General features: G+C 46.2%; 21 protein-coding genes. 16 read left to right on the forward strand and 5 right to left on the reverse strand.

Annotation, left to right across the window (positions count from 1 at the left end; all coding sequences use genetic code 11):
- Positions 1-7: 7 nt before the first annotated feature.
- From HMPREF1494_RS09825 to HMPREF1494_RS09835, 3 genes are read left to right on the forward strand one after another with little or no spacing between them, the layout of a single operon-like run.
- Positions 8-1,204 carry a hypothetical protein gene (locus tag HMPREF1494_RS09825; RefSeq protein ID WP_034522540.1) on the forward strand — a complete coding sequence of 399 codons (1,197 nt, stop codon included), beginning with the start codon at positions 8-10 and terminating at the stop codon, positions 1,202-1,204.
- Positions 1,204-2,286, forward strand: a complete 1,083-nt coding sequence (locus tag HMPREF1494_RS09830) for a glycosyltransferase family 4 protein (RefSeq protein WP_034522543.1) — start codon at positions 1,204-1,206, stop codon at positions 2,284-2,286. Before HMPREF1494_RS09825 ends, HMPREF1494_RS09830 begins: the two co-directional genes overlap by 1 nt.
- A complete protein-coding gene (locus tag HMPREF1494_RS09835; protein ID WP_034522546.1) occupies positions 2,283-3,410 on the forward strand; it encodes a polysaccharide pyruvyl transferase family protein in 1,128 nt (375 codons plus the stop codon). The genes HMPREF1494_RS09830 and HMPREF1494_RS09835 overlap by 4 nt, the downstream gene beginning before the upstream one ends.
- Positions 3,411-3,456: 46 nt before the next feature.
- On the opposite strand, the gene HMPREF1494_RS11815 is transcribed toward HMPREF1494_RS09835, so the two are convergent.
- The gene (locus HMPREF1494_RS11815) at positions 3,457-3,903 is read right to left on the reverse strand and encodes a hypothetical protein (protein ID WP_231495407.1); all 447 of its coding nucleotides are present in this window, start codon (positions 3,901-3,903) and stop codon (positions 3,457-3,459) included.
- On the opposite strand from HMPREF1494_RS11815, the gene HMPREF1494_RS11820 reads away from it, so the two are divergent.
- From HMPREF1494_RS11820 to HMPREF1494_RS11020, 5 genes are all read left to right on the forward strand, one after another.
- Positions 3,874-4,437: a nitroreductase family protein gene (locus HMPREF1494_RS11820; RefSeq protein ID WP_228369704.1), complete on the forward strand. Its 564-nt coding sequence runs from the start codon at positions 3,874-3,876 to the stop codon at positions 4,435-4,437. The two genes, HMPREF1494_RS11815 and HMPREF1494_RS11820, sit on opposite strands and share 30 nt — an antisense overlap.
- 32 nt (positions 4,438-4,469) lie before the next feature.
- A complete protein-coding gene (locus tag HMPREF1494_RS09845; protein WP_231495408.1) occupies positions 4,470-5,411 on the forward strand; it encodes a glycosyltransferase family 2 protein in 942 nt (313 codons plus the stop codon).
- Entirely contained in the window at positions 5,363-6,586 is a 1,224-nt protein-coding gene (locus HMPREF1494_RS09850) for a glycosyltransferase (protein ID WP_206690124.1), read from the forward strand. Before HMPREF1494_RS09845 ends, HMPREF1494_RS09850 begins: the two co-directional genes overlap by 49 nt.
- A 3-nt stretch (positions 6,587-6,589) precedes the next feature.
- Entirely contained in the window at positions 6,590-7,024 is a 435-nt protein-coding gene (locus tag HMPREF1494_RS11015; protein WP_051404756.1) for an acyltransferase family protein, read from the forward strand.
- A gap of 688 nt (positions 7,025-7,712) precedes the next feature.
- A complete protein-coding gene (locus HMPREF1494_RS11020; protein WP_081724146.1) occupies positions 7,713-8,882 on the forward strand; it encodes an acyltransferase family protein in 1,170 nt (389 codons plus the stop codon).
- Between the two features lie 278 nt (positions 8,883-9,160).
- On the opposite strand, the gene HMPREF1494_RS11025 is transcribed toward HMPREF1494_RS11020, so the two are convergent.
- Together HMPREF1494_RS11025 and HMPREF1494_RS11030 are read right to left on the reverse strand one after the other, a co-directional pair.
- Complete coding sequence (locus HMPREF1494_RS11025; protein WP_051404758.1) at positions 9,161-10,159, reverse strand: glycosyltransferase family 2 protein; 999 nt, start codon at positions 10,157-10,159, stop codon at positions 9,161-9,163.
- A gap of 41 nt (positions 10,160-10,200) precedes the next feature.
- On the reverse strand, positions 10,201-11,109 hold the full coding sequence (locus HMPREF1494_RS11030) for a glycosyltransferase family 2 protein (RefSeq protein WP_051404759.1): 909 nt from the start codon (positions 11,107-11,109) through the stop codon (positions 10,201-10,203).
- A gap of 312 nt (positions 11,110-11,421) precedes the next feature.
- Between HMPREF1494_RS11030 and HMPREF1494_RS09875 the strand changes: the two genes are divergently transcribed.
- A complete protein-coding gene (locus HMPREF1494_RS09875; RefSeq protein ID WP_034522555.1) occupies positions 11,422-12,366 on the forward strand; it encodes a hypothetical protein in 945 nt (314 codons plus the stop codon).
- A gap of 5 nt (positions 12,367-12,371) precedes the next feature.
- Here HMPREF1494_RS09875 and HMPREF1494_RS09880 read toward each other — a convergent pair whose 3' ends face one another.
- Both HMPREF1494_RS09880 and HMPREF1494_RS09885 read right to left on the reverse strand, forming a co-directional pair.
- Positions 12,372-13,355, reverse strand: a complete 984-nt coding sequence (locus HMPREF1494_RS09880) for a DUF6625 family protein (RefSeq protein WP_034522558.1) — start codon at positions 13,353-13,355, stop codon at positions 12,372-12,374.
- 15 nt (positions 13,356-13,370) lie between these two features.
- The gene (locus HMPREF1494_RS09885; protein ID WP_034522561.1) at positions 13,371-14,909 is read right to left on the reverse strand and encodes a lipopolysaccharide biosynthesis protein; all 1,539 of its coding nucleotides are present in this window, start codon (positions 14,907-14,909) and stop codon (positions 13,371-13,373) included.
- Between the two features lie 615 nt (positions 14,910-15,524).
- On the opposite strand from HMPREF1494_RS09885, the gene HMPREF1494_RS09895 reads away from it, so the two are divergent.
- The 7 genes from HMPREF1494_RS09895 (at position 15,525) to HMPREF1494_RS09925 (ending at position 22,987) form a co-directional block, all read left to right on the forward strand.
- The gene (locus HMPREF1494_RS09895) at positions 15,525-16,604 is read left to right on the forward strand and encodes a polysaccharide pyruvyl transferase family protein (RefSeq protein WP_129879895.1); all 1,080 of its coding nucleotides are present in this window, start codon (positions 15,525-15,527) and stop codon (positions 16,602-16,604) included.
- 13 nt (positions 16,605-16,617) lie between these two features.
- Positions 16,618-17,637, forward strand: a complete 1,020-nt coding sequence (locus HMPREF1494_RS09900; protein ID WP_051404760.1) for a nitroreductase family protein — start codon at positions 16,618-16,620, stop codon at positions 17,635-17,637.
- A gap of 91 nt (positions 17,638-17,728) precedes the next feature.
- Complete coding sequence (locus tag HMPREF1494_RS09905; RefSeq protein ID WP_034522569.1) at positions 17,729-18,883, forward strand: sialate O-acetylesterase; 1,155 nt, start codon at positions 17,729-17,731, stop codon at positions 18,881-18,883.
- Positions 18,880-19,713: an InlB B-repeat-containing protein gene (locus tag HMPREF1494_RS09910; RefSeq protein WP_034522572.1), complete on the forward strand. Its 834-nt coding sequence runs from the start codon at positions 18,880-18,882 to the stop codon at positions 19,711-19,713. Before HMPREF1494_RS09905 ends, HMPREF1494_RS09910 begins: the two co-directional genes overlap by 4 nt.
- Positions 19,714-19,813: 100 nt before the next feature.
- Complete coding sequence (locus HMPREF1494_RS09915; protein ID WP_034522574.1) at positions 19,814-20,845, forward strand: glycosyltransferase family 2 protein; 1,032 nt, start codon at positions 19,814-19,816, stop codon at positions 20,843-20,845.
- Between the two features lie 129 nt (positions 20,846-20,974).
- Entirely contained in the window at positions 20,975-21,970 is a 996-nt protein-coding gene (locus HMPREF1494_RS09920) for an EpsG family protein (RefSeq protein ID WP_269319376.1), read from the forward strand.
- A gap of 24 nt (positions 21,971-21,994) precedes the next feature.
- Complete coding sequence (locus tag HMPREF1494_RS09925; RefSeq protein ID WP_034522589.1) at positions 21,995-22,987, forward strand: glycosyltransferase family 2 protein; 993 nt, start codon at positions 21,995-21,997, stop codon at positions 22,985-22,987.
- The last annotated feature ends 8 nt before the right edge of the window (positions 22,988-22,995 follow it).

Here is a 22,995-nt window from a genome sequence, read left to right on the forward strand (position 1 = left end):
ACGATTCATGAGCAATGAGCTTGGACTTGGGAACAAAGGCAGCTGGTGGGAGAGCCGTAACAAGAATGCTGTTCTGGTTCTCACTTTCGTTGTGATGCTGGCAGCCAAGTTGCTGACCATGATGCTTCCGGCAAAATACTTCTACGATAATAACCGCATCGTCGGCATGGTCAATGAAGATATGAGGGTAAAGGCTTGGGCCGGTAGCTATATTGTCGCGGCGAACTTCTTCAAGGCCATCAACATCTTTGGGTTCACCTCCATCAGCCAATGGAGTTGGTTCTTAGGAATGTTGCTGACCGTAATCGTGTTTTTCATGGTGCTCAAACTTCCCGAACCCGACATGGTACAAGCCATCTTTTTGCTGGCCTGCATCGGCCTATTGAATATTTACGTGTTCAACATCGGTAAGGATGTTATTCAATTCCTGTTCTTCATGGCGGTCTATCTGGTGTTACTGATGCCGATTGAAAGTTCGACCATGAAGATTGCTTTTGCAACGGTAATCCTGTATTTCGAGAGCAAGGTATTCCGTTCCTACTATGTGCTGATTGCCGCGCTTGTGCTTGCCATTTACTGCATTTTGACGATGTTCCGCAAGAATCATAAGTTTCCTCCTGCGGTCAAGATCATCATCACGACGGTGACGATGTATGTGCTGGTGTGCGTGATGATGGTGGTGACTAGTGTGGCCATGCACGACGAGTACGAGCAGATCATGGGCATCCGCGACTACAGCCTGAACGGTCGAGAAGATGACGTCGACAGCGTCACCATCATCAAGAACTGGGTTGGTGGAGACAATTCCTCGAATCTGCCATTGTTCCTGCTGAATTATTTGATCAATGCGTTCCGCATGATGATTCCCCTCGAGTTGGCGGTAAAAGGCATACAATATCTACCGTTCTTCTGCTTCCAGGTCGCCGTGACCGTATATCTGGCGCACTTGTTCGGCAAACTCGACGAGATTGAAGATGAGACGCAGTTTCTGGCCATTTCGATTTTCCTGGGCTATGTGCTTGCGTCTGTGTTGTTCGAACCGGATTTTGGTTCGTGGGTTCGTCATGAGGCAGCCACCTTCCCGGTGTTGCAGTTGCTGGTATTTTCACAGAATCAGCGCTTGTCCCAATGGAAACAGGACATCAATAAGATTAAGGGACGCATTGGCAGACATGCGAATGTGGCTGGAAAGATGGAGGCCTGATGCATATTGGGTTTTTCTCCGGCGACATCACCCGATCAGGTGGCACGGAAAACGTGTCCATCATGATTGCCAACGAGCTTTTGGCACGGACCGATTACGAGATTTCGTTCGTTAGCTTGTTCGAGGAATGCGATAGTCCGTTCTTCTCGATTGATCCGAGTATCCACCGATTTGCGCTGTACCCGACAGTCACGCATGGCATGCAACACTATTTCGATACCTGCAGACGATTGCGGAACATTGTTGATGACCAGCATATCGATGTGTTGATTGACATTGACGGTATCTTGGATATGTACTCATTACCGGTCAAGCATAGTACCGGCGTGAAGGTGGTGTCATGGGAACACTTCAATTACCTACAGAATCCCGGAGTGCCCTACCGTAAGCTGACCCGCCGTTGGGCGGCACGACGTGCGGATGCCATCGTGACATTGACCGAAACCGACAGAAAGCTTTATGAAGGCAACCTCAAGCTGAAATGTCCGATCATGGCGATTGCGAATCCCATGGGAACACCTACTGAGGTTTCCTATGATGCTGACTCCCGCCTGATCCTCAGCTCCGGACGGCTGACCTACCAGAAAGGCTTCGATTTGCTGGTCAAAGTTGCGAGCAAGGTTTTGCCGAATCATCCAGATTGGCAGTGGATGGTTCTCGGAGAAGGCGAGGATAGGCCCGTCCTAGAGCAAATGATTCACGATGCGAGCTTGGATAACCAGCTGGTTCTTAAGGGACGTGTTGACGACATGGACTCATATTACCGACGGTCTGCCATGTTCGTGATGACATCCCGTTTTGAAGGATTGCCGATGGTACTGCTTGAGGCCAAGGCGCATCGTCTGCCGCTGATAAGTTTCGATTGTCCAACAGGCCCATCGGAAGTCATTGAAGATGGAGTCAACGGTGCGGTCGTGCCGTTGGGGGACATTGACACCATGGCCGCAACCATCAACACACTGATTGATGACAGGGCCAAGCGTGTCGAATATTCATCTATGAGCGGCAGTAATGCCGAACGATATGGAATGCGCCTAATTACGCAGTCTTGGATTCGACTACTACATGAGGTGATGCAATGAAGACAGCACTGATTACCTACCATGCAGCCCACAATAATGGTTCGTTCTTGCAGGCGTTCGCCACGCAGAAAGCCATTGAACAGCTCGGCCATGAATGCGACGTCATCGATTTTTCCACGCCGCGCCAGCAGTATCTGTATGACGTGTATAAGAAGGTGTCCGGTCCGAAGGACATTGCCAAGAACGCGTATGCCTTCTTCCACCACAAGCTGATTCAGCAACGTCACGATGACTTTGTGAATTTGCAGCATAAGGCGTTGAGCCTTACTCCGAAGTTCTATGAAACCGTCGAACAGTTGGAGGATCTCAATGGCAAGTACGATGTTTTCGTGTCAGGCAGTGATCAAATCTGGAACACGGACGCCTGGGATTACTCCGACGCCTACCTGTTGAGCTTCGTGCATCAAGGACGTAAGATTTCCTACGCTTCTAGCATGGGCGGCCATATCCTCGACAAAAAGGAAGACAAGGCTCTTGCCGAGCATTATGCCAAACTGTTGTCCGGCTACCAGTCCATCGCGGTGCGTGAGCTGACCGCGCAGGAATATCTGCAGCCGTTGGTGCCGCAGCATGTGGAACAGGTACTCGATCCGACGTTGCTGATTGATGCCGATGCGTATGATCCCATCACCGACGCACCTTTGGTGCATGAGCCGTACATCTTCTACTACGCCATTGACTCCATCGAACTCAATGATTCCGCGGCCAAGGCGGTCCAGGCGTTTGCACAGAGCAAGGGGCTGCCGGTATATGTGATGTTCACTGGCAATAAGTCCTATGGCCTGAAGAAGTATGGTTTCCATCTGCTTGAAGTGGCTGCGCCAAACCATTATCTCAGCTTGATCAAGAACGCCGACTACGTGTTGTCCGCATCCTTCCACGGCACGGCGTTCTCCATCAAATTCGAGAAGCAGTTCTATGTGGTACGCGGCAAGCACAACGGCAAAGTCAACATGGACGATCGTATGAGCTCGCTGCTCAAGCTGTGTGGATTGGACAGCAGGCAGCTCATCGAGGGCGAGGCTTGGGACGATTCGACCATCGATTATCGTTCTACCAATGAAAAACTGGGGCGTGAAGTCGAACGCTCCAGAGCATACCTGCGTGATGCGCTGAAGGACTAGAAGGACAGGAAACATGAGAGAGAAGCTGAAAAGCATTGTCCCCGAGTCACTGATTGCGTGGGTGCGCGGGGTGCAATCCTCCTTGAAATTGCGCCGCGAAACCATTCACCAGATGAGGCGTTTCAGACGAAACTACGCCAGGCGTGGATCCATGAGGAAAGCACATCTGGAAACCCGAATCATCTTTTTCACCCATCAGATTGAAAAAGGATTGAGCCATCGGGACTTTCGTTTCGGATTCGGCAAAGGCGTACTTGCTCAATTTGCTCCTTTGTTGGCGGCTCTGTGCAACGTTGACACGCAATATGCGAACAATGAGATCTTCCAATCCGCGATTTGCGCGCTGCACGAATATCGTACGCGTCATGAACGCAATGGTTATGATCTTGCTTACATGCGCTGCCTCTTTTCGGATGACCTGTGGAATGAGATAGGCCAGGCGCAGGGGCATGTCGGAGGTGTGTTGACCATCAAAGCCGCCGATAAAACGCATAATGCGGAGCTTACGTACAGCCAGCTGTCTCAAGCACGCCATTCCGTACGCGAATTCAGTGACGAGCCGGTCGGCGCCGAAGACATCGAGCAAGCCGTGGCCATCGCCATGCGCACCCCATCGGTATGCAATCGTCAACCCACGCGTGTGCACATCATTACCAATGCCGATTTGATTGCCAAGCTGATGCCGCTGCAGGGCGGATTCCGTGGATATAAGATGCCACCGGCACTTATTCTGCTCACCGCAGACAATCAGGCCTTCATGAATCAGGATGAGCGCAATGAGGGATATACGGATGGTGGACTGTTCGGAATGTCTCTGCTGCTTGCGCTTGAGGAGCAGCAGCTTGCCGCATGCCCTTTGAACACCATGCTGCCGATGAAGCGAGACGAGGCCACCCGCAAGTTGCTGAATCTGCCGGATAGCGAATTCCTGGTGATGTACATTGCGGTCGGACATTTCCTCCCGGAGGTTGAAACCTGTATGTCCAAGCGTTTTGACGCCGAAAGCATTGTGACGGTGCACGCATGAGTAATGAGGTTCCCGATGAGCTACTGATCAGCGTGATCGTTCCCGTCTACAACGTGGAACGGTATCTTGATCAATGTGTCAAGAGCATTGTCGAGCAAAGCTATCGCAACTTGGAAATCATCCTCGTCGATGATGGCTCCCGCGATGCTTGCCCGGGCAAATGTGATATGTGGGCGGCGAAAGATAATCGCATCAGCGTCATTCATAAAGCGAACGGAGGATTGTCTTCCGCGCGTAATGCCGGACTTGACCAGGCGAGGGGAGATTGTATCGCTTTCGTGGACAGCGACGACTGGATCGACCCAAACATGCTGCGTACCATGTGGCAGTGGATGCAGGAACAACATGAAGTTAACGTGGTGATGTGCGGCACGGAGAAGAACTTTGAAGATGGCGACACTGAACATATCGACGGGCATCTGCCGGCGCGTGTCTTCACATCTGACCAAGCGTTGCGTTCCTTCCTCTACCATCGGGATCGTATGGCCAGCGCGGTATGGAACAAGCTGTTCGACGCGCGCTTCTTCCGAGAGGATGGCATTCGATTCCCCGAAGGTCTGAACAACGAGGACTACTACGTGCTCGCCCACGTGTACCGCACGATGAAGGGAATCTACTTCAATCCAAAGGCACTGTACCGTTACCGGATCCGCAAGAACTCCATTACGACCGCCAGTTTGAACGAACATAGTTTTGATCGTGCCATCATTGCTGACAAATGCTGCAAGTACCTTTCCGAAAGCGGGTATGCTGACCGAAATGCGCTCGCGTTCTTCGCCATGCAAGGCAGATACGACATTGTCTATGACTTGGCTTCAAAGCATATGGGCGCGGAAGTGCTTGCCGTTTGGCGGGAAAAACTGGCCTATGCCGCGAAGAAGGTTTATAAGGATGGAACGCTGAGCGTCTCCCGCAAAGCAAAGATATGGATGATGGCGCATATTCCAGAGTTGTATACGCGCATATCTCATTAATCGCTGAGTGCAAAACAGAAGGGTTTAAAGTGGCTGAACCAATTCGTATACTTCAGTGGGGTATGCTTGGTGGCTTTGGAGGGGTAGAGGCATTCATTATGAATGTCTACCGTAACATTGACCGAAGTAAAGTCCAGTTTGATTTTCTTGAATCCCACAACGAAGGCAGACTGGCTTATGAGGATAAGATCCTTGCCATGGGCGGACGCATCTACCGAGTGATGTACTCGCAGCGCGAATCATTAATCAAATCTCATTCGGAACTGCTTCGTTTCTTTCGGGAGCATCCTGAATTTGCTGGCATCCATGTGAATGCCAATTATCCTTATGCGTATCCACTTAAAGTAGCTAAGGAAGCGGGAATTCCTCTACGCATCCTGCATTCTCATAATGCTGGTTCAGGTGCACAGTTTGGACCGCAGCCAAGTGGACTCAAGGCATTGATTAAGACATATCGTGATCGCGTCATACACAAGCAGATCAGTACTGCTCCCACTCATTACTTCGCCTGCTCGCAACAAGCTGCCGATTATATGTTTCCAGGCAAGCCGTTTACTTGGGTGAAGAATGGCATCGACACCGAAAAATTTGCTTTTCGTCCGGATGCCCGTCAGCGGGTACGTGCCGAATTGGGGGTTGGTGACGATACCAAACTCATAGGTTTCTGTGGACGTTTCCGTCAGCAGAAGAACCCGCTGTTCTTGTTGGAGATTTTCGCTGAGTACGCTCATATGGAGGCGAACGCCAAGCTCATGCTGGTCGGTATTGGTGAACTTGAGCAGCAAATGCACAAGAAAGTGGAAGAGCTTGGCATTGCAGACAGAGTCATGTTTCTTGGGGCTCGTACCGATATGCCTGATCTGTACCAAGCGATGGACCTATTCTTGTTGCCTTCATTATTTGAGGGACTTGCCCTCGTGTATATGGAAGCTCAATGTTCCGGATTGCCTTGTTTGGTTTCCAAAGAAGCCATGGCTTTTGAAGCGGCGGTTACGCCACTGATGCACACTTGCTCGATTCGGGAGGAGGCTCATGCGTGGGCGAAACAATGCCGAAGCTTGCTGGGTGAAGATAGACGAAGGTCTGATTATTCAGGCATAGTGCGCAATGCCGGATTTGATGTTCGGAATATCGCTGAGGGATTGCAGCAGTTTTATTTGAAAGACGATAGGTGACAGATGAATCGACAGCGTATTTTATGGGTGGATTACGCGAAGGGCATTGCCATCCTATTAGTATTTCTGATGCATAGCGCGTTTCCTGAGAGCACGACTGCATACATCAGCTCATTCTGTATGATGCTCTTTTTCTTCCTTTCAGGATTTGTGTTTTCAATTCGTCGTTTCTCCTCATTCTGGCCATTCCTATGGAACAAAATACGTACTCTGGTTGTTCCTGGACTGGTTCTTTCGGTGCTGCTATTCCTGATACAGGTACCCTTCCAGAAGAATGCTCATTCTCTTGGCTGGTATGTGAAGTACTTTATTGGCTACTGCGTTAATCTGAGAGGAAAGGAAGGTTTTGGTCAAATTCCTTGGTTCTTAACCTGTCTATTCATTATTGAACTGGGTGGATTTTTTTGGTTCAATGTGCGCAGCGTACTCAGAATATGATTCGTACGTATGCTATTGTATCGATTGCCGCGCTGGTTGCTGGATATGCCTATAGCGCGTTAGTGCACGTCACATTGCCTTGGTCTGTGGATATTGCTGTAACCATGGCGCCGTATTTCATTCTTGGATTGATCGCGCGTAAGAATGTGGACGCATTCAGTCGTTTACTGAATAAACGATATATGGTGGCTGCATTATTGTTGTTGTTCCTTGGAACATATTTGGATGGTCGTATATTTGGTGCGCGTATTAATCCATATATGAACCAGTACGGTAATATTTTCTGTTTCCTAGCTGCATCTATAGGTGGTATGTGGTTTGTTCTGTCATTATGCTATATGATGGGATCGAGCGCTAAATCTTTTGGCTTTTTCACATATTGTGGAAGGAACACTTTGGTGTTCTACTGTATCAATTAGGCAATTGAAAGCTACTTCCCAAGTATGTTGCGTCTTGTCGGACTGGATACTACCTCTGGCTGTGTCTGGACGCAGATTGCTTGTGGCTTAACTACGGTTATTATCAATCTCGTTTTTTGCTCAGCGTGTGCAAGTGTGATAAACTGTTTCGCACCTTTTCTATTAGGTAAATCGGTCCGAACGGTAAATAAGAGATAATTTCATCAATAACAAACTAAAGTTATACATATTTTGTGGCATCTGCTTAAATAATAAAAATTGGTAGTACGATGATGAATCTTCAAGCTTTGTCGGAAGGTCGGAAGGTCGGAAGGTCGGAAGGTCGGAAGGTCGGAAGGTCGGAAGGTCGGAAGGTCGGAAGGTCGGAAGGTCCGCAAGAATATAATGCTATTGATTTAGCAAAATTTATATGTGCAATATTGGTTGTGTCGGTACATGTAGCTCCGTTTGGTTTGACGGATAATGAAACACTGCAATTGCTGAACTACGGAATTCAACAGTGGTTAGCAAGGATTGCGGTACCATTTTTCTTTATTTCGTCCGGGTTTTTACTATATCATAAATCGTCGTTAAATAATTTTTCGTTAGATCGTACTAAGTTATATGTTGTTAAATTAATAAAATTATATGTTATCTGGACGCTAATTTACTTTCCTTTCAAGATTAAATCGATATTGATGAATGAGAGAGGGATTATTTACGGTGTCTTTACTTATTGCAGAGATATTGTATTTGTGGGCAGTTATATGCAACTGTGGTATTTTCCGGCATTGATTTTTTCTGTTGTTGTTATATCATATCTTTTATCAAAGAAGGTAAGTCTTAAAAAAATAACTGCAGTAGCTTTTTGTTTCTATGTGATGGGTCTGCTTACGGAGAGCTGGTTTGGCGTTATTAGACCATTGCAATTTAATATGCCTGAGTTTTGGAGCTTTTTAAGGTTTTTAAAGATAGTGATCTTTACAACCAGGGATGGGTTGTTTGAAGGACTTTTATTTGTTGCAATAGGTGCGATTGTTGCATTTTACGGTTTTAAGATGCAGCAAAGAAATGCGCTGATTGGTTTTCTTGTTGCGTATATTCTAATGTTTATAGAAGCTCTAGGTCTTAAATACTTTGATTTTGTAAGGGCTAGGGATGTGTATCTATTTTTGATTCCTTTGACGTGGTTTGCTTTTGGTTTTGTTGTAAATCATCGTATTCAAAGTAGAAATAGTGTTTTTTTTAAAACGTTAAGAAACTTAAGTTCTTTGATATTTTATACTCATTTGTGGGTCAAGTGGTTTATTGTCAAACTTTTTTCCATAATAGGGTTTGAAATTGATAAGACATGTCTCTTGTTTATTTTGACAGTCAGTGTAAGCATTGCTGTATCGTATGTAATTTATACTATGGCCAACTATGAACATTTTAATGTACTCAAGAAATTGTATTCATAGCAAATCAACAAAATCCAATAGGGGCTGCGAAGGATTTCTTTGGCCATCTAAAGCGGGAGTTCTACCATAAACGTGGTGCGGCTCAGGCGGCTGAGTACTGGACTGTCCGACCGGGCACAGTGTTTGGCCGGACAGCGACGGATTCCCGGTTGCTGGCCATATGACGAACCTATCATCTTTCTGTAGATACGACGGAAGGCTGCCTTGTGATATGACGTGGTATCTGCTGAATTTTCCTTGGAAGAAATAAAGCGGGATGTTGCTGAAAATATCACTTTTTATCGCAGGTATAGTTTCCACAGTAAATTGCTGTCTATCATAAATAGGATTTTGAGATATCTACTGGTTGCGGCCAGTTCGATATTGCGTAAGTACAACGGTCGCAGGGGTGAATGAGTCAGAATCGTTGCTAGTTGCACACGTTCTTGAGATGATACGGAATCGTCAGCGGCCTTAAGTGTTTGCAGGGCCCAGAAAACATCATTGGTCAAGCGTAGCTGCACTAGTTGTTGGTATTCATCAGACATTCGTTTCCACAAATAGAATTTGACTTGCTGTTGGTGCGCTTTGACGATGGATGAGAACTTGTGCTTGGAGAATGAATTTAACAGCCCCTGAGATGATCCGTAATAAAGGTATCCAACATCTGGCAGAGCCGTAATGTGTCCTTCTTGTTGCAGAAGCGTCAGAATCCATGTGGTGTCTTCGCCATAGTTGATGTCTGGATCGAATCGAATTCTGGCTATCCAGCTTTTACGAATTAGCTTGCCCCAGCAAGAGAATAAATATCGCGAGTTTTCCAAGGTAAACATGACTTGGAAAAAAGATTCATCTCGTTGGGTGAAGGATAGGTCGATTAGATTGTTCGTTGAATAGTCTCGCCTATTGATGCGTTGATGTTCTTGGACTATATCTGCATGGCCGAAGATGACCATGTCCGCATCGAAACTTTCTTGCGTAGCTGCGGCGCGTTGCAGGATGTCGGTTTCAAGGGCATCGTCGCTGTCCACGAAGATGACAAAGGAACCTTTGGCAAGCTCAAGACCATAGTTTCGTGCATGGGAAACTCCCCGATTGACGGTATGCTGCACGACTATTCGATTATCGTGCTCAGCGATTGCATCAATGATTGAAGAAGTGGCATCTGTTGACCCGTCATCGATAAGTAGGATCTCGATATTTTGATAGGCCTGCATGACGAGACTGCCGACAGTGCGTTCTATGGTGTGCTCACAATTGAAGCAGGGAACGATGATGCTGATGAGTGGATGCGTCATTGCTTTCTCCAATACTGTGGGGCTCGCTGCATGGCGAAAGGTTATTGTCCAAGGATCAAGACTTTGTATCCGGCCGCGATTTCTTTGAGCCTGGAGCGACTTAATGAGCCAACTGGAATACGGAAGATGTGATTATTGATCATCTGATGAATTACTCGGTGCAGTGTTTCTGTATTCCCGTCAGCAGTATTATTGCGGAGCATTCGATTAACCTTTGTCGCTTCAAGGACACTTGAGTAATGAGTGTACTTATACATGCGTGAGTAATTACGCTTGACCCATTCGTTACGTGTTTCTAAAGCTTTGAGACGGCTGATCATCGATTCGACATTCGGAGAATGAACGGCGGAGTCATATCGAATCCTATAATGGTATCCGTCGTTTTCAACAATGGTTGCGAGTCGGGCTTCCGCGCAAATCTGGGTAAGCATGATGCGATCTTCATTCGCAGAATAGCCGAGGAAAGACTTTCCCCGATATAGGGATGCGCGGATGAGTGAGCTCCATAGCACTCCAAGTTTGTTATCGAGCTGATATCGCAAGATCATGGAATCGGTGAGAGTCCGGGGTGTATCCGGGGTGAGTTGGTGCATCGCGATGGACATGTCGGCATCGTTGGCTGACAAGGCATCATACAAAGTCTGAATATAGTCCGGCGCAATACTATCGTCGCTATCGACCCATGCGATGAATTCCCCTCTGGCCAATTGGAGTCCGTTATTGCGAGAAGCGGCGATTCCTGCATGCGCACAATGAAATACGCGGAAGCGCGAGTCAACCGAAGATTGTTCATCGCATATTTTGGAACTCCTATCAGTCGAGCCATCATCAATGAGCAGAAATTCGAGGTTCTTATAGGTCTGTGTGGAGAGGCTCTTTAGGCATTCCTGAAGGTACTGTTCCGTCTGATATACAGGAACAATTATACTGATGAGCGGTGACGATGTCATATTCCCCCTATTTTCGCAATATAACCCTAATATAGAGCTAACATATCAGAGCATATCTATAATATTCGGGGGTGTGGGGTGGTACCCCTGTTGTAGAGAGTTGCGCCAGAAAGGTTGACGGGATGAAAACGTCAAGAAACTCAAATTTTGAATTACTGCGCATTGTCGCGATGCTGTTGATTACTTTCTGTCATTTCATAACGTGGAAGTATATTACTAGCGCCAACGTACCAGTGCGTTGGCTTGCCAATTTGTTAACTGATTTTGGTGGATTGGGTGATTGCCTGTTCTTTGGAATAACATCATGGTAATATGTGCGCGGGCAAACCCACATTCAAGAAGTCCATTCGTCGAGTATGGCAGTTGGAAAAACAGCTGTGGTTCTATGCAATTGGCTCATTTGCTATTCTTTTCATTTTGCAATACGTATGCGGCGTGTATTCTTTTTTCGCTTCAAAGAGTGAATTATTGAAGATATGGGTAGAGTCAATACTACCTGTAATTTCCGGATTATGGTGGTATCCCACAGCGTACGTATTGTTTGTGCTGGTCCATCCTTTTATCAATAGCTGTTTACAGGCGGCGGGGGAGAGGGTTCATCGTGGTCTTGTCCTTGTGACATTTACGATATGGGGTGTTATTCCTTTCTTCCCCATTAACATGGGTTTGAACGTGTTGCTGTTCATCTATCAGTATGTATTACTTGCTTACGTTCGTTGGTATCATGATGACCTGTTGAAGTCTCGAAGGATTAAAAGCGTGCTTATTGCGGTGGGATTGGGTGTTGGCGTAGGTTTTGATAGTCTGGTCTCTGTGGCTGGCGCTTTAGTTCACTGGAATCACACTTACACGTATATGAATCAGGCTTGGAGCTTTCCGTCGCTTTTCACGGCTTTGGGACTGTTGATGTGGGCATATCAGCGGAAAGAACGCCATTCGGAGACCGTCAACGCTATTGCATCCGCCACACTGGCTCCATTTGTGATTTCGATGTACGCGCCGACAGCGCATGCTTTAAAGGCAGTGTTTGATGCTTTTACTGACAATATGAATTCGGCACAGGGTTTGGTGCTTAATGTTGGCTGGGTCTTATTGATATTTGCGATTGGTATTATTTTCGATTTTATTAGGCAGGCTTTGTTCAAAGTTACTGTGAATTGGAACAGATACTCCTGCTTTGAAGTTTTTTGGGACTATATTCAAAGTAGGAGTATCCCGTGGGTGAAAGAGCTATGGCAGAAAATAATAAAATATTGATTTTATTATTTGGAAATTAAATTTTTGATTCGTTTTGTCCAAAATTTAATGTCGCCATTAATGATATCCATTCGGTGTTGAAAATTATTACCATACTTCTTCCACCGAATGGATCGAAAATTCTGTGCAGTAACTTCTGACACTTCAAGTGGCTCGAACGATCCCGGAATGATTTTGAATATGGAGCTAGCCAAGAGACTGTAATCACTGATTATCATTTTTCGTCGTTGCAGATGCATGTACATTAGTTCCGTTTGAGAGAATGTTCCTAAATTCATACAGTATCGGTAGAGATGTCCTGAAGACCAAACATATACGGCTTGCTGGGGATCCTCGGTAAGATACATCTGCAGATCGTCATGGTATCGAGTAATTTGGAACACCGTACCTCGTGCCCTTGTGTTCGCGGAATAGTCTTTGGCGAAGATACGTGCGCCGCTCTGTTTGAAAATCTCATTGACATTTGTGGGAAGATAGCTCTCGTCAAATGTGAATATACGTTCTGACTGAAGTACCTCTTGAAAAAGAGGCCTGCCCTGTAGAGGCCGCATGAACCTTGCATTGTTTTCCCTCGTATTGCGAATCAGTGAGCAATGTCCCAGAACGAAGATCTTGTCATAGTTTTCGAGCAAAGAATCGGTGACGAACATATCGAGATTGCCGAAGATGAGGTCGCAGTCGCAATAACCCCAGAAAGTCGCTTCCTTGAGATATTCGGAGAATAGGTAGCCGTACATTGGCTTAAGGTCGCAAAGTTTGTAAGGTGTCTTCAACTCCGGATGGAAAGGGAAAGCGCTATGCACTCTTTCCTGCATGTCCTTAAATGTTTCGTAATGAACATGAACATTTGCTGGCCAATCATAACTTTTGTTATTGTCGGTAAAAATTAGCCATTCGAAATCTGAATTATATTTGCAGGAGTTTAAAAAGAGTTGGAAGTAATTCGGGAAATTTCCATAGTATGGAATAATAAATGTGCATTTGCTCATGAGAGTGTCCTGTTCCTACTTGTGTAAATATTTTTTAAATTGAGTCGTAATAATATTAAGCACTTTTGTGCGTTCTGAATTGTTGAAAATTATCGTAAAGTTAATTAGAGAAGACATGATTGTGCATACTGCGCCACAGAGACATAATGTCATCCAGCTGTCAGTAGGGAAGAAGACTTTATAGGCTAGGGTTACAATTGTCATAACAAACGTGCAGGCGGAACCGCGAATGATGGAAGGGTAGAAAGTCATCTTCCCTACTCCAAGGCAATGTGTTGCATAGATTGGATTAAAGAAAAGGCTGCGCGCTATTCCGGTCACAAGAGCCACAATTGGTATAGCCCAGATTCCTAGAGAGGTGTACTTCATTAAAATAACTACAACTATTGTATTGGCAATGCCAAACAGTAAAAGTACCAGGGATGGAATCCTGAGTTTATTGGATACTGTAAATACGTTATTGATGATACTTGTACATGAAGTTATTGCCAATGGAATCAAAGTTAGTGCCGATAGTCCGTGTAGCAAGTTGGCGTCTTGTGTTGGTACCCACAATTGGAAGAAATCCTGTCCCGCAGCCAAAAGGAAACCCGCAGGCACTGCTGTGAGAATGCCTATGAATTTTATTGAGAAGGAGATGTTGGATGTCATTTCCTTCTGCTTGTGTTGTGCGAAATATATTGTGAGTTGGGGTACGAAAACTGCGACCAGTACGGAAATTATAGATTGAACGAAATTCGGAACTGTCTTAGCTACGGAATAACTGCCGCTGGCAAGTGATCCTGCGAGCAAATTGGCAAGGAACAAGTCAAGGGTTGTGAGAAGAACAGTGCTAAGCTCATTTACGGAATTCCAGATGCCTGATGACAGAAGAGTTTTAACGGCGCTTTTCTTTATATATCTGCGCTGTATTGTAATTTCTGGCATCAATTTCCTTGTGTAGTATAAATTTGCTCCACATGAATATAATGTTACGACAAGTATTGTTGCATTTAAAAAATAGATTTTCGGGCTGAATATTGTGAAAAGAGTGATGAGTACCGCTACACGAATGATATTGCCTTCAATATTTCTTTTAGCACTTAAATCTACTCTATTTTTTACAAAATATACTGCACCAAATGAAGCTAACGCCATGGAGATGTTCATGGCGCACAGTGAGAAGAAAAATGTTAACTGAACATCTTTGACTAAATAGTCAGGGATGATAAGGATTTTATTGACGTACAGGATTAATAAAGTACTTGTTGGAATCAATAGGAAAACAGTGAGTGCACAATTCGCAGCTGTTGAGGAGTTGAAGAAAATGTTGCCTTGTTTCTTGTCTCCTTGGTTTAAGGAGACGGAAATAAAACGTCCGGTCATAGAGTAAAAGGCTACACTGATGATTGTAATATAACCGATGATGTTATTGGTTAGAGGAATGAAGCTGTATGCTTCACTGCCGAGAGAATTGACGATGTAAGGCGTTAAGAAGAGATTGATACCAAATTGAATGATGAAGGCAGTGAGGTTTGACACCAGATTTATTGCAAGACGTTTCCCATTGTCCATGTAGATAACTTCTCCTTATCCGGTTTTCCTGATGCACCCTTATTGAATGTAGAAAGTCATGTCGAAACTTAAAGTGTAGTCAGATAGGGGGAACAGGGGAAATCCTCATCGGAGGTTATCATGTGCCAAGGGATTGAGAGGATGAAGGATGGCATGAGCTACAATGTCTTATAGGTACACAACGTGGGTGGACGACGCAAAAGGCTCTGGTATCGTGCTGGTCTTGGTACTATATAGCGTCTTTTTCGAACTCTTGCGCGTCATCGCCTCTATTTTCGCGATGATGCTTTTCGTCTTGCTCTCTCTGGATTTGCGTTTTCTGTCAAGGGACGCAGTTCATTCCGGGGGCTTATGGTGAGAAAGGTCCGGGCCTTGATAGTTCCTAGGATTGTATGTGCGTGGATCGTGCGCTGTTGTAATGCTCTAGCCAGGAGCTCTCGTAACTCCGGATTCAACTTTAATCTTTTCGGCTTGAACATATTTGGAGTGTTCGTCGAATGTCCATCAAGCTAAGGGGCAATCCGGTATGGAGCGGCGTGACATGATTTCTACCAGAATTTTCGTAATCGGACTGTATCTGTTTATGTTTTTAATGAGGAATGCGAGGTGTATTTTATGAATCATGATACTAAGAAAAAAGTTGGAATATTAACTTTTCATCGAACTTTAAATTACGGTGCCGTCTTGCAATGTTTTGCCCTTACAGAAGTAGTAAGCAATGCCAGTTGTGAAGCGTCAGTAATTGATTATAGATCTCCAATTATCGAACAGCGTGAAATGAAGCCGCGTCTTTTTTCTCGTAGAAATATCAAGAATCTGGTTGGTTTGCCATTCGAGATGTTGATGAAGTGTGCTCGAAGGCATTCGTTCTCTAATTCAAAAATAAAAGTCACTGCGTTATATTCCGTGAAGAGCGGTGCGGATTTGGCTCCGCAGCTGCAAGATTTGGACTCTGTCATAGTTGGTAGTGATCAGGTTTGGAATCTTGGATTAACAGGCGAAGACTTCCAATATTTCCTTCCAGGTTCTGCTGAGGTAAAGAAAAATTCGTATGCCGCAAGTTTCGGAAGTAAAAAGGTTTCGCAGGCAAATAAGGTTGCTGAATGCCTTAGGGACTTCGAACATGTTGGCGTCAGAGAGGCTGATGGTGTCAAGATAGCGCGAGAGATGGGAATCGATGCCACGCAAGTGCTTGATCCAACTTTGCTGCTGACTTCTGAACAGTGGTGCGGCGTTTCTAGTCATACTCGGAAGTTGCCGGAAAGATACATTCTGGCCTATGCGGTTAATATGAAAGATGATGTTGTCTCCAGAGCAAAAAAGATCGCTGCGGAGTATCAAATTCCATTAGTCTATGTGCACAGTAACGACTGGGCACCGGTAGCTGGCGCAAAAAACATATATACTGCAGGTCCAGATGAATTTATTGCCCTTATCCGGAATGCAGAAACGGTAGTAACCAGTTCTTTTCACGGAACATGTTTTTCTATCATGATGCATAAGCCTTTTACCGTTGTGATGAATCGATGGAAAGAAAATGCTAATTCACGTCTAGAAAGCCTTTTAAAACTAATTGGGATAAATGAAGATGAGGTAGCTGAGCAAGTCATTAATCCTGATTGGAATAATGTTGATAAACGTTTAGAAATTGAGCGTAAATATTCGTTGGATTTCTTAAAAGAAGAATTAGACTGAAAGAGTGTCACAGATGCAGGTGAAAAGAGCAATCAAGAGGATTATTCCAAATAAAATTCTAAACAAATATCAAGAATACAAGGCATGGAAGCAGCTAAAAGCAGAAGCCTTGAAACAACTGAAACGGTATAATAATGCATTCGCTAAGCCTGGGAAGCGAGGTAAAACGCAATCTGAGGCGCGTGTGACCTTCTATGGGCACCAGATTGAAAAAGGCTTGAGCCATGGTGAATTTCGTATGGGCTTTGGAAAAAATGCATTGCGAAATTTGTCTGTATCTTTAGCAGAGCTAAAAGATGAAGATCCTATGTATAAGGAAAACATTGTCTATATGAGTGCTCTGGCAGCGTTGTGGGAATATCGGACGAGGCATGAAGCTGCTCATTTTGATATCGCGGAGGTTATTTCTCTTTTTCCAAAAGATATTTGGGATGATGCAGAAAAAACTAATGCGCACCTTGGAGGCAGCGTTGTGGTTACTGCTACTTCAAAAGAAAACAACGCAGAATTGCCTTTTGGCCAATTGTTCTCTTCTCGACGATCAATTCGAGAGTATTCATCCCAGCCGGTTACTCAAGATGAGATTCAACGTGTTGTGGAATTGGCTATGAAGACACCTTCGGTCTGTAATCGTCAGTCAACTCGAGTATATGCCATCACGAATGAGGCAACCATAGAAAAAGCATTGAAGCTACAAGGTGGTTTTAATGGTTATGCAATGCCGCCGGTCTTGTTTTTGATTACTGCAGATAATAGTGCTTTTTTGTGGCCAAATGAACGTAATGAAGGCTTCACGGATGGTGGATTGTTCTCGATGTCGTTGCTTTTGTCTCTTGAGGCTAATGGTTTGGCCGCGTGTCCATTGAATACCATGATGTCCGATGATATCGATAAAAAAACAAAGGCTTTAGTAGGAGTTCCGGATAGCGAATTTTTAGTTATGTATATCGCTGCCGGTCATTTCGCTGCTGAATCTAAAACGTGTATTTCTCAAAGATTTCCTGTAGATAGAATTTTGAAAATTATTAAATAATATTTCGTGAAACGCCTTACCGTTGAGCCTAAAATTGAATTAATTCAAAAACAGATATGGTAATTGTGCTACGTGATATTTGAGGGAGAGTATGCGCGTTAAGAATAATATGCCAGTGATGTGGATTGTTTCAATGGCGATTACTTGTGTGTTGGTTATCGCAAGCATTGGTCTACCTATGACGGCACAGTGCGATGGGACGTTTTCTTTACCTAATTATTATACGGAGAACGTTGTTTTCCAGAGAGGCAAGCCGTTTGTCATCTCAGGGAAGGCTGGTGCCGGTGCATCCGTGGAAGTGACAATCGGTGATCATTCTGCAAGCGGCGTCGCCAATGATGAGGGACGATTTGAGATTAGTGTAGATCCGCTAGAGGCGAGTCTTGACCCGTATTCGATGAGCGTTTCTGTTAACGGCTCTATTGTGAAGAGGATAGAGAAAGTCTATTCCGGTGAGGTTATTGTTGCTGCAGGTCAGTCCAATATGGAGGCATCGGATGCGTTGTATTACAGCGGTACGCAGGCGGATGTGAATTTTACTGGTCTGCTTGATGAGAAAGACCTCCCAGAACTGGTGAATGACGAGCATATCTACTTCATTAAAGCGGATCAGGTGGGAGATGAAGATGAGACATCTTTTGACGTGCCTCTTCGTTATTCCGATCAGTCATGGCTCAACGGAAAAGATGATGCAGATAAATTGAGCTATGTAGCCCAGTACGCGGCGGAAGCAATTCGCGCCAAGGAGCCTGATGTTCCTGTCGGCGTGCTGGACTTGGCTTGGGGCGGAACGACTCTGAAAAAACATATGACGAGCATCTGGAATACTCATTATGCGCCATTTGCCGGTTTTAACGTTATGGGTATTCTGTGGTATCAAGGAGAATCAAATACTTCTCTCAACGTTCCACCTTTAATGAATAAGCAATTTTATATGCTTGACTGGTCGAATTTCTTATCTAAGATACGTAAAAATTTTGGAGATGAAAATCTGCCATTCGTTCAAGCTCAGCTAACGCGATATGACGGTCCTAATTGGATCTATTATTCGATTCGTTCTATTCAAAATGATTACGCTCTAAAGAAAAATGTAGGAATGGTCTCCACCCTTGATACGGATAAGGGAGTGCCTGTGCTTCATCCTCTAGGCAAAGAAATAGTGGGAAAGAGAATGGGAAATCAGTTGTTTGCATTCAGCAAAAAAAGACGGTGCCATCTGGTCCAATCGCCAAGAAGGCGGTTGTGACGGGAGATACTGTGAGTGTGAGCTTCAAGCATGGGACAGGGCTTAAATCTTGCACACCGATTTACAAGCTTAAGGTTCGTGCTAATCATATCTGTCAAAACGATACTTCCGGAGAAATCAGTGAAGTTGAAGTGTCGGGAAGCGATGGAGTGTTCCATACGGTTCAAGCTAAAGTCAGTGGTGGGAAACTCGTTGCCAGTCTGCAAGGCATAGAAGGGAGTCCTCAGCAGATACGGTATGCTGCGGATAACGTTCCTCAAAACCCTAATTTATATAACGGTAATAATCTTCCTACTGGATCCTTCGTGCTGGATATTTCCACCAGTGTGCAAGAAAGCGGGTATCGAACCGTTGCGTTCAACCCAATGGGTGGACCGCATCCGATTACACCAATCCAAGGCAAGATGGGTTCGCAAATCACCTTGCCTGCGGCGGCCACGAGATATGGGTATATATTCCGAGGATGGTCGTCAAGTAATAACGGATCCGGAGAATTGTTGCAACCGGGAGACGTCATGGACATTCCCGATAAAAACATCACAACCATGTATGCGATATGGCAACAGGAGACATCGGGGGACTCTTCTAAGAGTGTGACTGTTTGTTTTGATCCTAATGGGGGAATTAGTGAGATCAAAAACCAAGCGGTAGCGTTGGGAGAAAGCATTAGATTCCCGTCAGAGGTGTATAAGGAGGGGAAGAAATTGACAGCCTGGCACATTGTCATTTACGGGCATTCGTATTCTGTCAAGCCTGGGAGAAGCTGGACATTGCCTAGTTGGAAGTTGCTTGCCGGCCAAAACATTGTCGCGTACGCACAATGGAAATAAAGTTTACGGGTGCGCAGAGTTTCTGCTGGCTCCATGCTGGAGCTGATGATCTTGATGCGGTGAGCTTGATTTTAGCTCAAACGACAGAAGGAAAAGTGGTATGACTACCAGCAGTCACATCAGCGTCATCGTTCCCGTATACAACGTTCGACGTTATCTCCGTCAATGTCTTGAATCCTTGGCAACACAGAACTATCTGTCATTCGAAGTCATTCTCGTTGATGACGGATCGGCGGATGGTTCCGACCTGCTTTGCGATGAATATGCCGCGAAAGACGAACGTTTCAAAGTCGTGCATCAGCAGAATGCTGGTTTGAGTGTGGCTCGCAATACGGGCTTGACTCATGCCAGCGGCCAGTATATCTCCTTTGTGGATAGTGATGATTGGGTCTCTGGATATTATTTGTCCACGCTCATGTCCGCCATCGAGCAGAGCGGCATGCCCTGTGCCTCTCTCGCCCACCTTAGACCGTTTCGTGATGGCAGCGGCTGCAGATTGTATGGAGACCACGGAATGCCGTCTATGAGAGTCGTCGGGAAGAACGTGAAAGTCGCGGATGAAATGACCGCTCAGAAAGCATTGCTGCGTCAACGGATTAATTGCGGGGCGCAAGCGAGGCTATGTCGACGAGACGTACTACTCAGTATTGCAGCCGACGGTAAGGTGTTTCCGGAAGGCCTGTTGTACGAGGATTTGGCAACCGTCTACCGCATCATGCATGAAGCGCGGGGCAGCGCGCTGGTATATGAGAGCCTGTATGCCTATAGGCGTAGATGTTCGGGCATCATGGGGAATTATGGTGCGCTTCATGATGAGAAAGTGAAGTCTGCGATTCGTGTATCGCATGGGCTTTATGAGGATATGATGCGGTGGCATCCTGAACTCGGCAAGGAAACTGCTTCGCGCTGTTTGGCTCTGCTGTGCACGGTGTATTCCTCATTGGATGCACGGGAGTACGGCAATAAGGAAGCCATATGGCAGGAAATCCAACGATACTGTGTTCTGGCCCGAGCCGATAGCGGCGCCCGGTTGAAGGATCGTGCGGCCACATGCTGCGTGATGGCGGGAGAGCCTATATTCGCTGTGTTCTGCAGCCTGTATCGAGGATACTACCGCTGGATTGGATTCTAGGGGTACGAAGGGCATGACGAGAATGGGGGCGACATGGTTTATGGCGTGCTGATGCTGGTCTGTTGCATGCTATGTCTACTCATGCGGATACCAAGGCTACGGCAATTCCGATGTTTCGGCCTGGTTATGATGCTGACGATGATGACGACCGTTTCCGGGTTGCGTTCTAGCAATGTCGGTACGGATAGTCCCATGTATGCGAGATTGCTTAGACACTCGGGCAAATGTCTGAAATACAATTTTGAAGCTGGCTATTGCTTGCTGAATGGTGCTATACATTGGTCAGGGGCCACTTACTCCGTACTATTCGTTCTGGAGAGTCTCCTGCTATACAGTGCCATTGGCCTATTCATTTACCAGTACGTTGAAGAACGGTGGTGGGGCTTCTCCTGCCTGATGATTTTCGGGATGCGTACGTTTTTCACGGCCCTGAACATCTCCCGTCAGTACATCGCAGTGGCTTTGTGCATGCTTGCGTTCATGCTGTACGAACGGAAACGCTGGAAGCTCGCGCTGGGTTTGGTGCTGCTTGCCATGACCTTCCATATCACATCCATCGTGGTACTGCTTCTCCCTTTCGTGAGATGGTGGGCGCAATCCGAGCACTTCGAACTGCAGTCCATAGCGGCTGTCGTCGTAACTTTCCTGATACAGTTCTTTGACTGTGGAGGCATTATCGTCTGGGTTGCCGGTTTCATTCCCAAATACCGTCACTACCAGCATGACTCGCTGATGAATAACACCGGAACGTCGATATTCTGGGTGCTATACACTCTGGCGTTGTCGTCGGTTTATATCGCCTACGTATGGCGGAAGCGTCTCAGTCAGTCGAACAATGTGCGTGAAGGGGTGCAATCCGAGTGCAATGAGCCGTTGCTATTGGCGGGAGCACTGATTTATGTGGTCATGGTCAACGCTTTCGCTGGCGTAGGCACCTTGAACCGCATGTCCATTTTCTTCACCATGTTTTTCATCTGGTTGCTGGCGGCTTTGCTTGCCGCACTAAGCGAACGCATGCAGATCGCAGTGGAACTGGTGATTCTGGCCGCATCGTTCCTCATGTGTTACCGACAGGTCTACATCAGAGGAAACTTCGGTGTGCTGCCCTATAAGGTATTTTTCTGAGCGAAGGATGCGAAAGGGAACGGTATGGCCGATGAACAACCGCTGATCTCCGTGATTGTCCCGGTATACGGTGTCGAGGCGTCCTTGGACGCGTGCGTGGAATCCATCGTGAGACAAACCCACCGTAACCTTGACATCATTCTGATAGATGACGGATCACCGGATCGTTGTCCGGAATTATGCGACCGTTGGATGACTCAGGATTCCAGAATCCGTGTCATCCATCAACGCAATAGTGGGCCATCAGCCGCCCGTAATGCCGGAATTGAGGCCTCGCAAGGTGAATATCTCGGATTTGTGGACTCGGACGATAGCATCGCTGAGGACATGTACGAAACGCTATTGCGTAATCTGTTGCGCGAACAAGCCGACATCTCCATCATCGGTACCAGTCTTGTAGGGGAGGACGGCGAGTCATACGTGCCGTATGCGACCGAATGCCGTTTCCGCATGAATTCGGAACAAGCCTTCAAATATGTGAACCTGCCCGGATACTTCCATGTCGCGGTATGGGACAAACTGTACCGACGTGAACTATTCGATGACGTACGTTTCCCGGTGGATCGTCATAGTGGCGAGGACTACCCCGTCACATTCCGTATGATCGATAAGGCCGAGACGCTGATTTACGATTCCACTCCGAAGTATTGCTATCATCTGCACGAGCGGATGACGCTACGTCTGCGCATCACCACCGCGCAAAGCGACGAGACCCGTACCGCGCTGGAACTGGTACGAACCAAATATCCGCGGTCGTACGATTACATGCTGTACGGTCATCTCATCGCAACGATAGGCACCTACAACAACATCATTCTGCAAAGACAACGCGGGCAATGGGCGGACTTCGAACGGCATGCCGTCAGGCTCGTACGCAAGGCTCTGCCCCGTGTCATGAGACTGCCGGAGATCCCCAAAGCCAAATGCGCGCAAATGCTCCTGCTGTGTCTTTCACCTGCCCTGTACCGCAAGGTGCTCATCATATTCAAACGTCGCCATGTCAAGGTCTTGGGCTGAGTCGAGGA

Origin of the sequence: Bifidobacterium sp. MSTE12, from assembly GCF_000513015.1 — a bacterium.
GTDB lineage: Bacteria > Actinomycetota > Actinomycetes > Actinomycetales > Bifidobacteriaceae > Bifidobacterium > Bifidobacterium dentium.

Excerpts from the sequence above, each read along its gene's own strand:
- HMPREF1494_RS09880 (WP_034522558.1), bottom strand. The coding sequence starts at position 13,355 with ATGAGCAAATGCACATTTATTATTCCATACTATGGAAATTTCCCGAAT.
- HMPREF1494_RS09875 (WP_034522555.1), top strand. The coding sequence starts at position 11,422 with ATGTGCGCGGGCAAACCCACATTCAAGAAGTCCATTCGTCGAGTATGG.
- HMPREF1494_RS11030 (WP_051404759.1), bottom strand. The coding sequence starts at position 11,109 with ATGACATCGTCACCGCTCATCAGTATAATTGTTCCTGTATATCAGACG.
- HMPREF1494_RS09895 (WP_129879895.1), top strand. The coding sequence starts at position 15,525 with ATGAATCATGATACTAAGAAAAAAGTTGGAATATTAACTTTTCATCGA.
- HMPREF1494_RS09900 (WP_051404760.1), top strand. The coding sequence starts at position 16,618 with ATGCAGGTGAAAAGAGCAATCAAGAGGATTATTCCAAATAAAATTCTA.
- HMPREF1494_RS11020 (WP_081724146.1), top strand. The coding sequence starts at position 7,713 with ATGATGAATCTTCAAGCTTTGTCGGAAGGTCGGAAGGTCGGAAGGTCG.
- HMPREF1494_RS09925 (WP_034522589.1), top strand. The coding sequence starts at position 21,995 with ATGGCCGATGAACAACCGCTGATCTCCGTGATTGTCCCGGTATACGGT.
- HMPREF1494_RS09915 (WP_034522574.1), top strand. The coding sequence starts at position 19,814 with ATGACTACCAGCAGTCACATCAGCGTCATCGTTCCCGTATACAACGTT.
- HMPREF1494_RS09885 (WP_034522561.1), bottom strand. The coding sequence starts at position 14,909 with ATGGACAATGGGAAACGTCTTGCAATAAATCTGGTGTCAAACCTCACT.
- HMPREF1494_RS11815 (WP_231495407.1), bottom strand. The coding sequence starts at position 3,903 with ATGCGTTTTATCGGCGGCTTTGATGGTCAACACACCTCCGACATGCCC.
- HMPREF1494_RS09905 (WP_034522569.1), top strand. The coding sequence starts at position 17,729 with ATGCGCGTTAAGAATAATATGCCAGTGATGTGGATTGTTTCAATGGCG.
- HMPREF1494_RS11025 (WP_051404758.1), bottom strand. The coding sequence starts at position 10,159 with ATGACGCATCCACTCATCAGCATCATCGTTCCCTGCTTCAATTGTGAG.
- HMPREF1494_RS09920 (WP_269319376.1), top strand. The coding sequence starts at position 20,975 with ATGCTGACGATGATGACGACCGTTTCCGGGTTGCGTTCTAGCAATGTC.
- HMPREF1494_RS09850 (WP_206690124.1), top strand. The coding sequence starts at position 5,363 with ATGGATGATGGCGCATATTCCAGAGTTGTATACGCGCATATCTCATTA.
- HMPREF1494_RS09825 (WP_034522540.1), top strand. The coding sequence starts at position 8 with ATGAGCAATGAGCTTGGACTTGGGAACAAAGGCAGCTGGTGGGAGAGC.
- HMPREF1494_RS09830 (WP_034522543.1), top strand. The coding sequence starts at position 1,204 with ATGCATATTGGGTTTTTCTCCGGCGACATCACCCGATCAGGTGGCACG.
- HMPREF1494_RS09835 (WP_034522546.1), top strand. The coding sequence starts at position 2,283 with ATGAAGACAGCACTGATTACCTACCATGCAGCCCACAATAATGGTTCG.
- HMPREF1494_RS11015 (WP_051404756.1), top strand. The coding sequence starts at position 6,590 with ATGAATCGACAGCGTATTTTATGGGTGGATTACGCGAAGGGCATTGCC.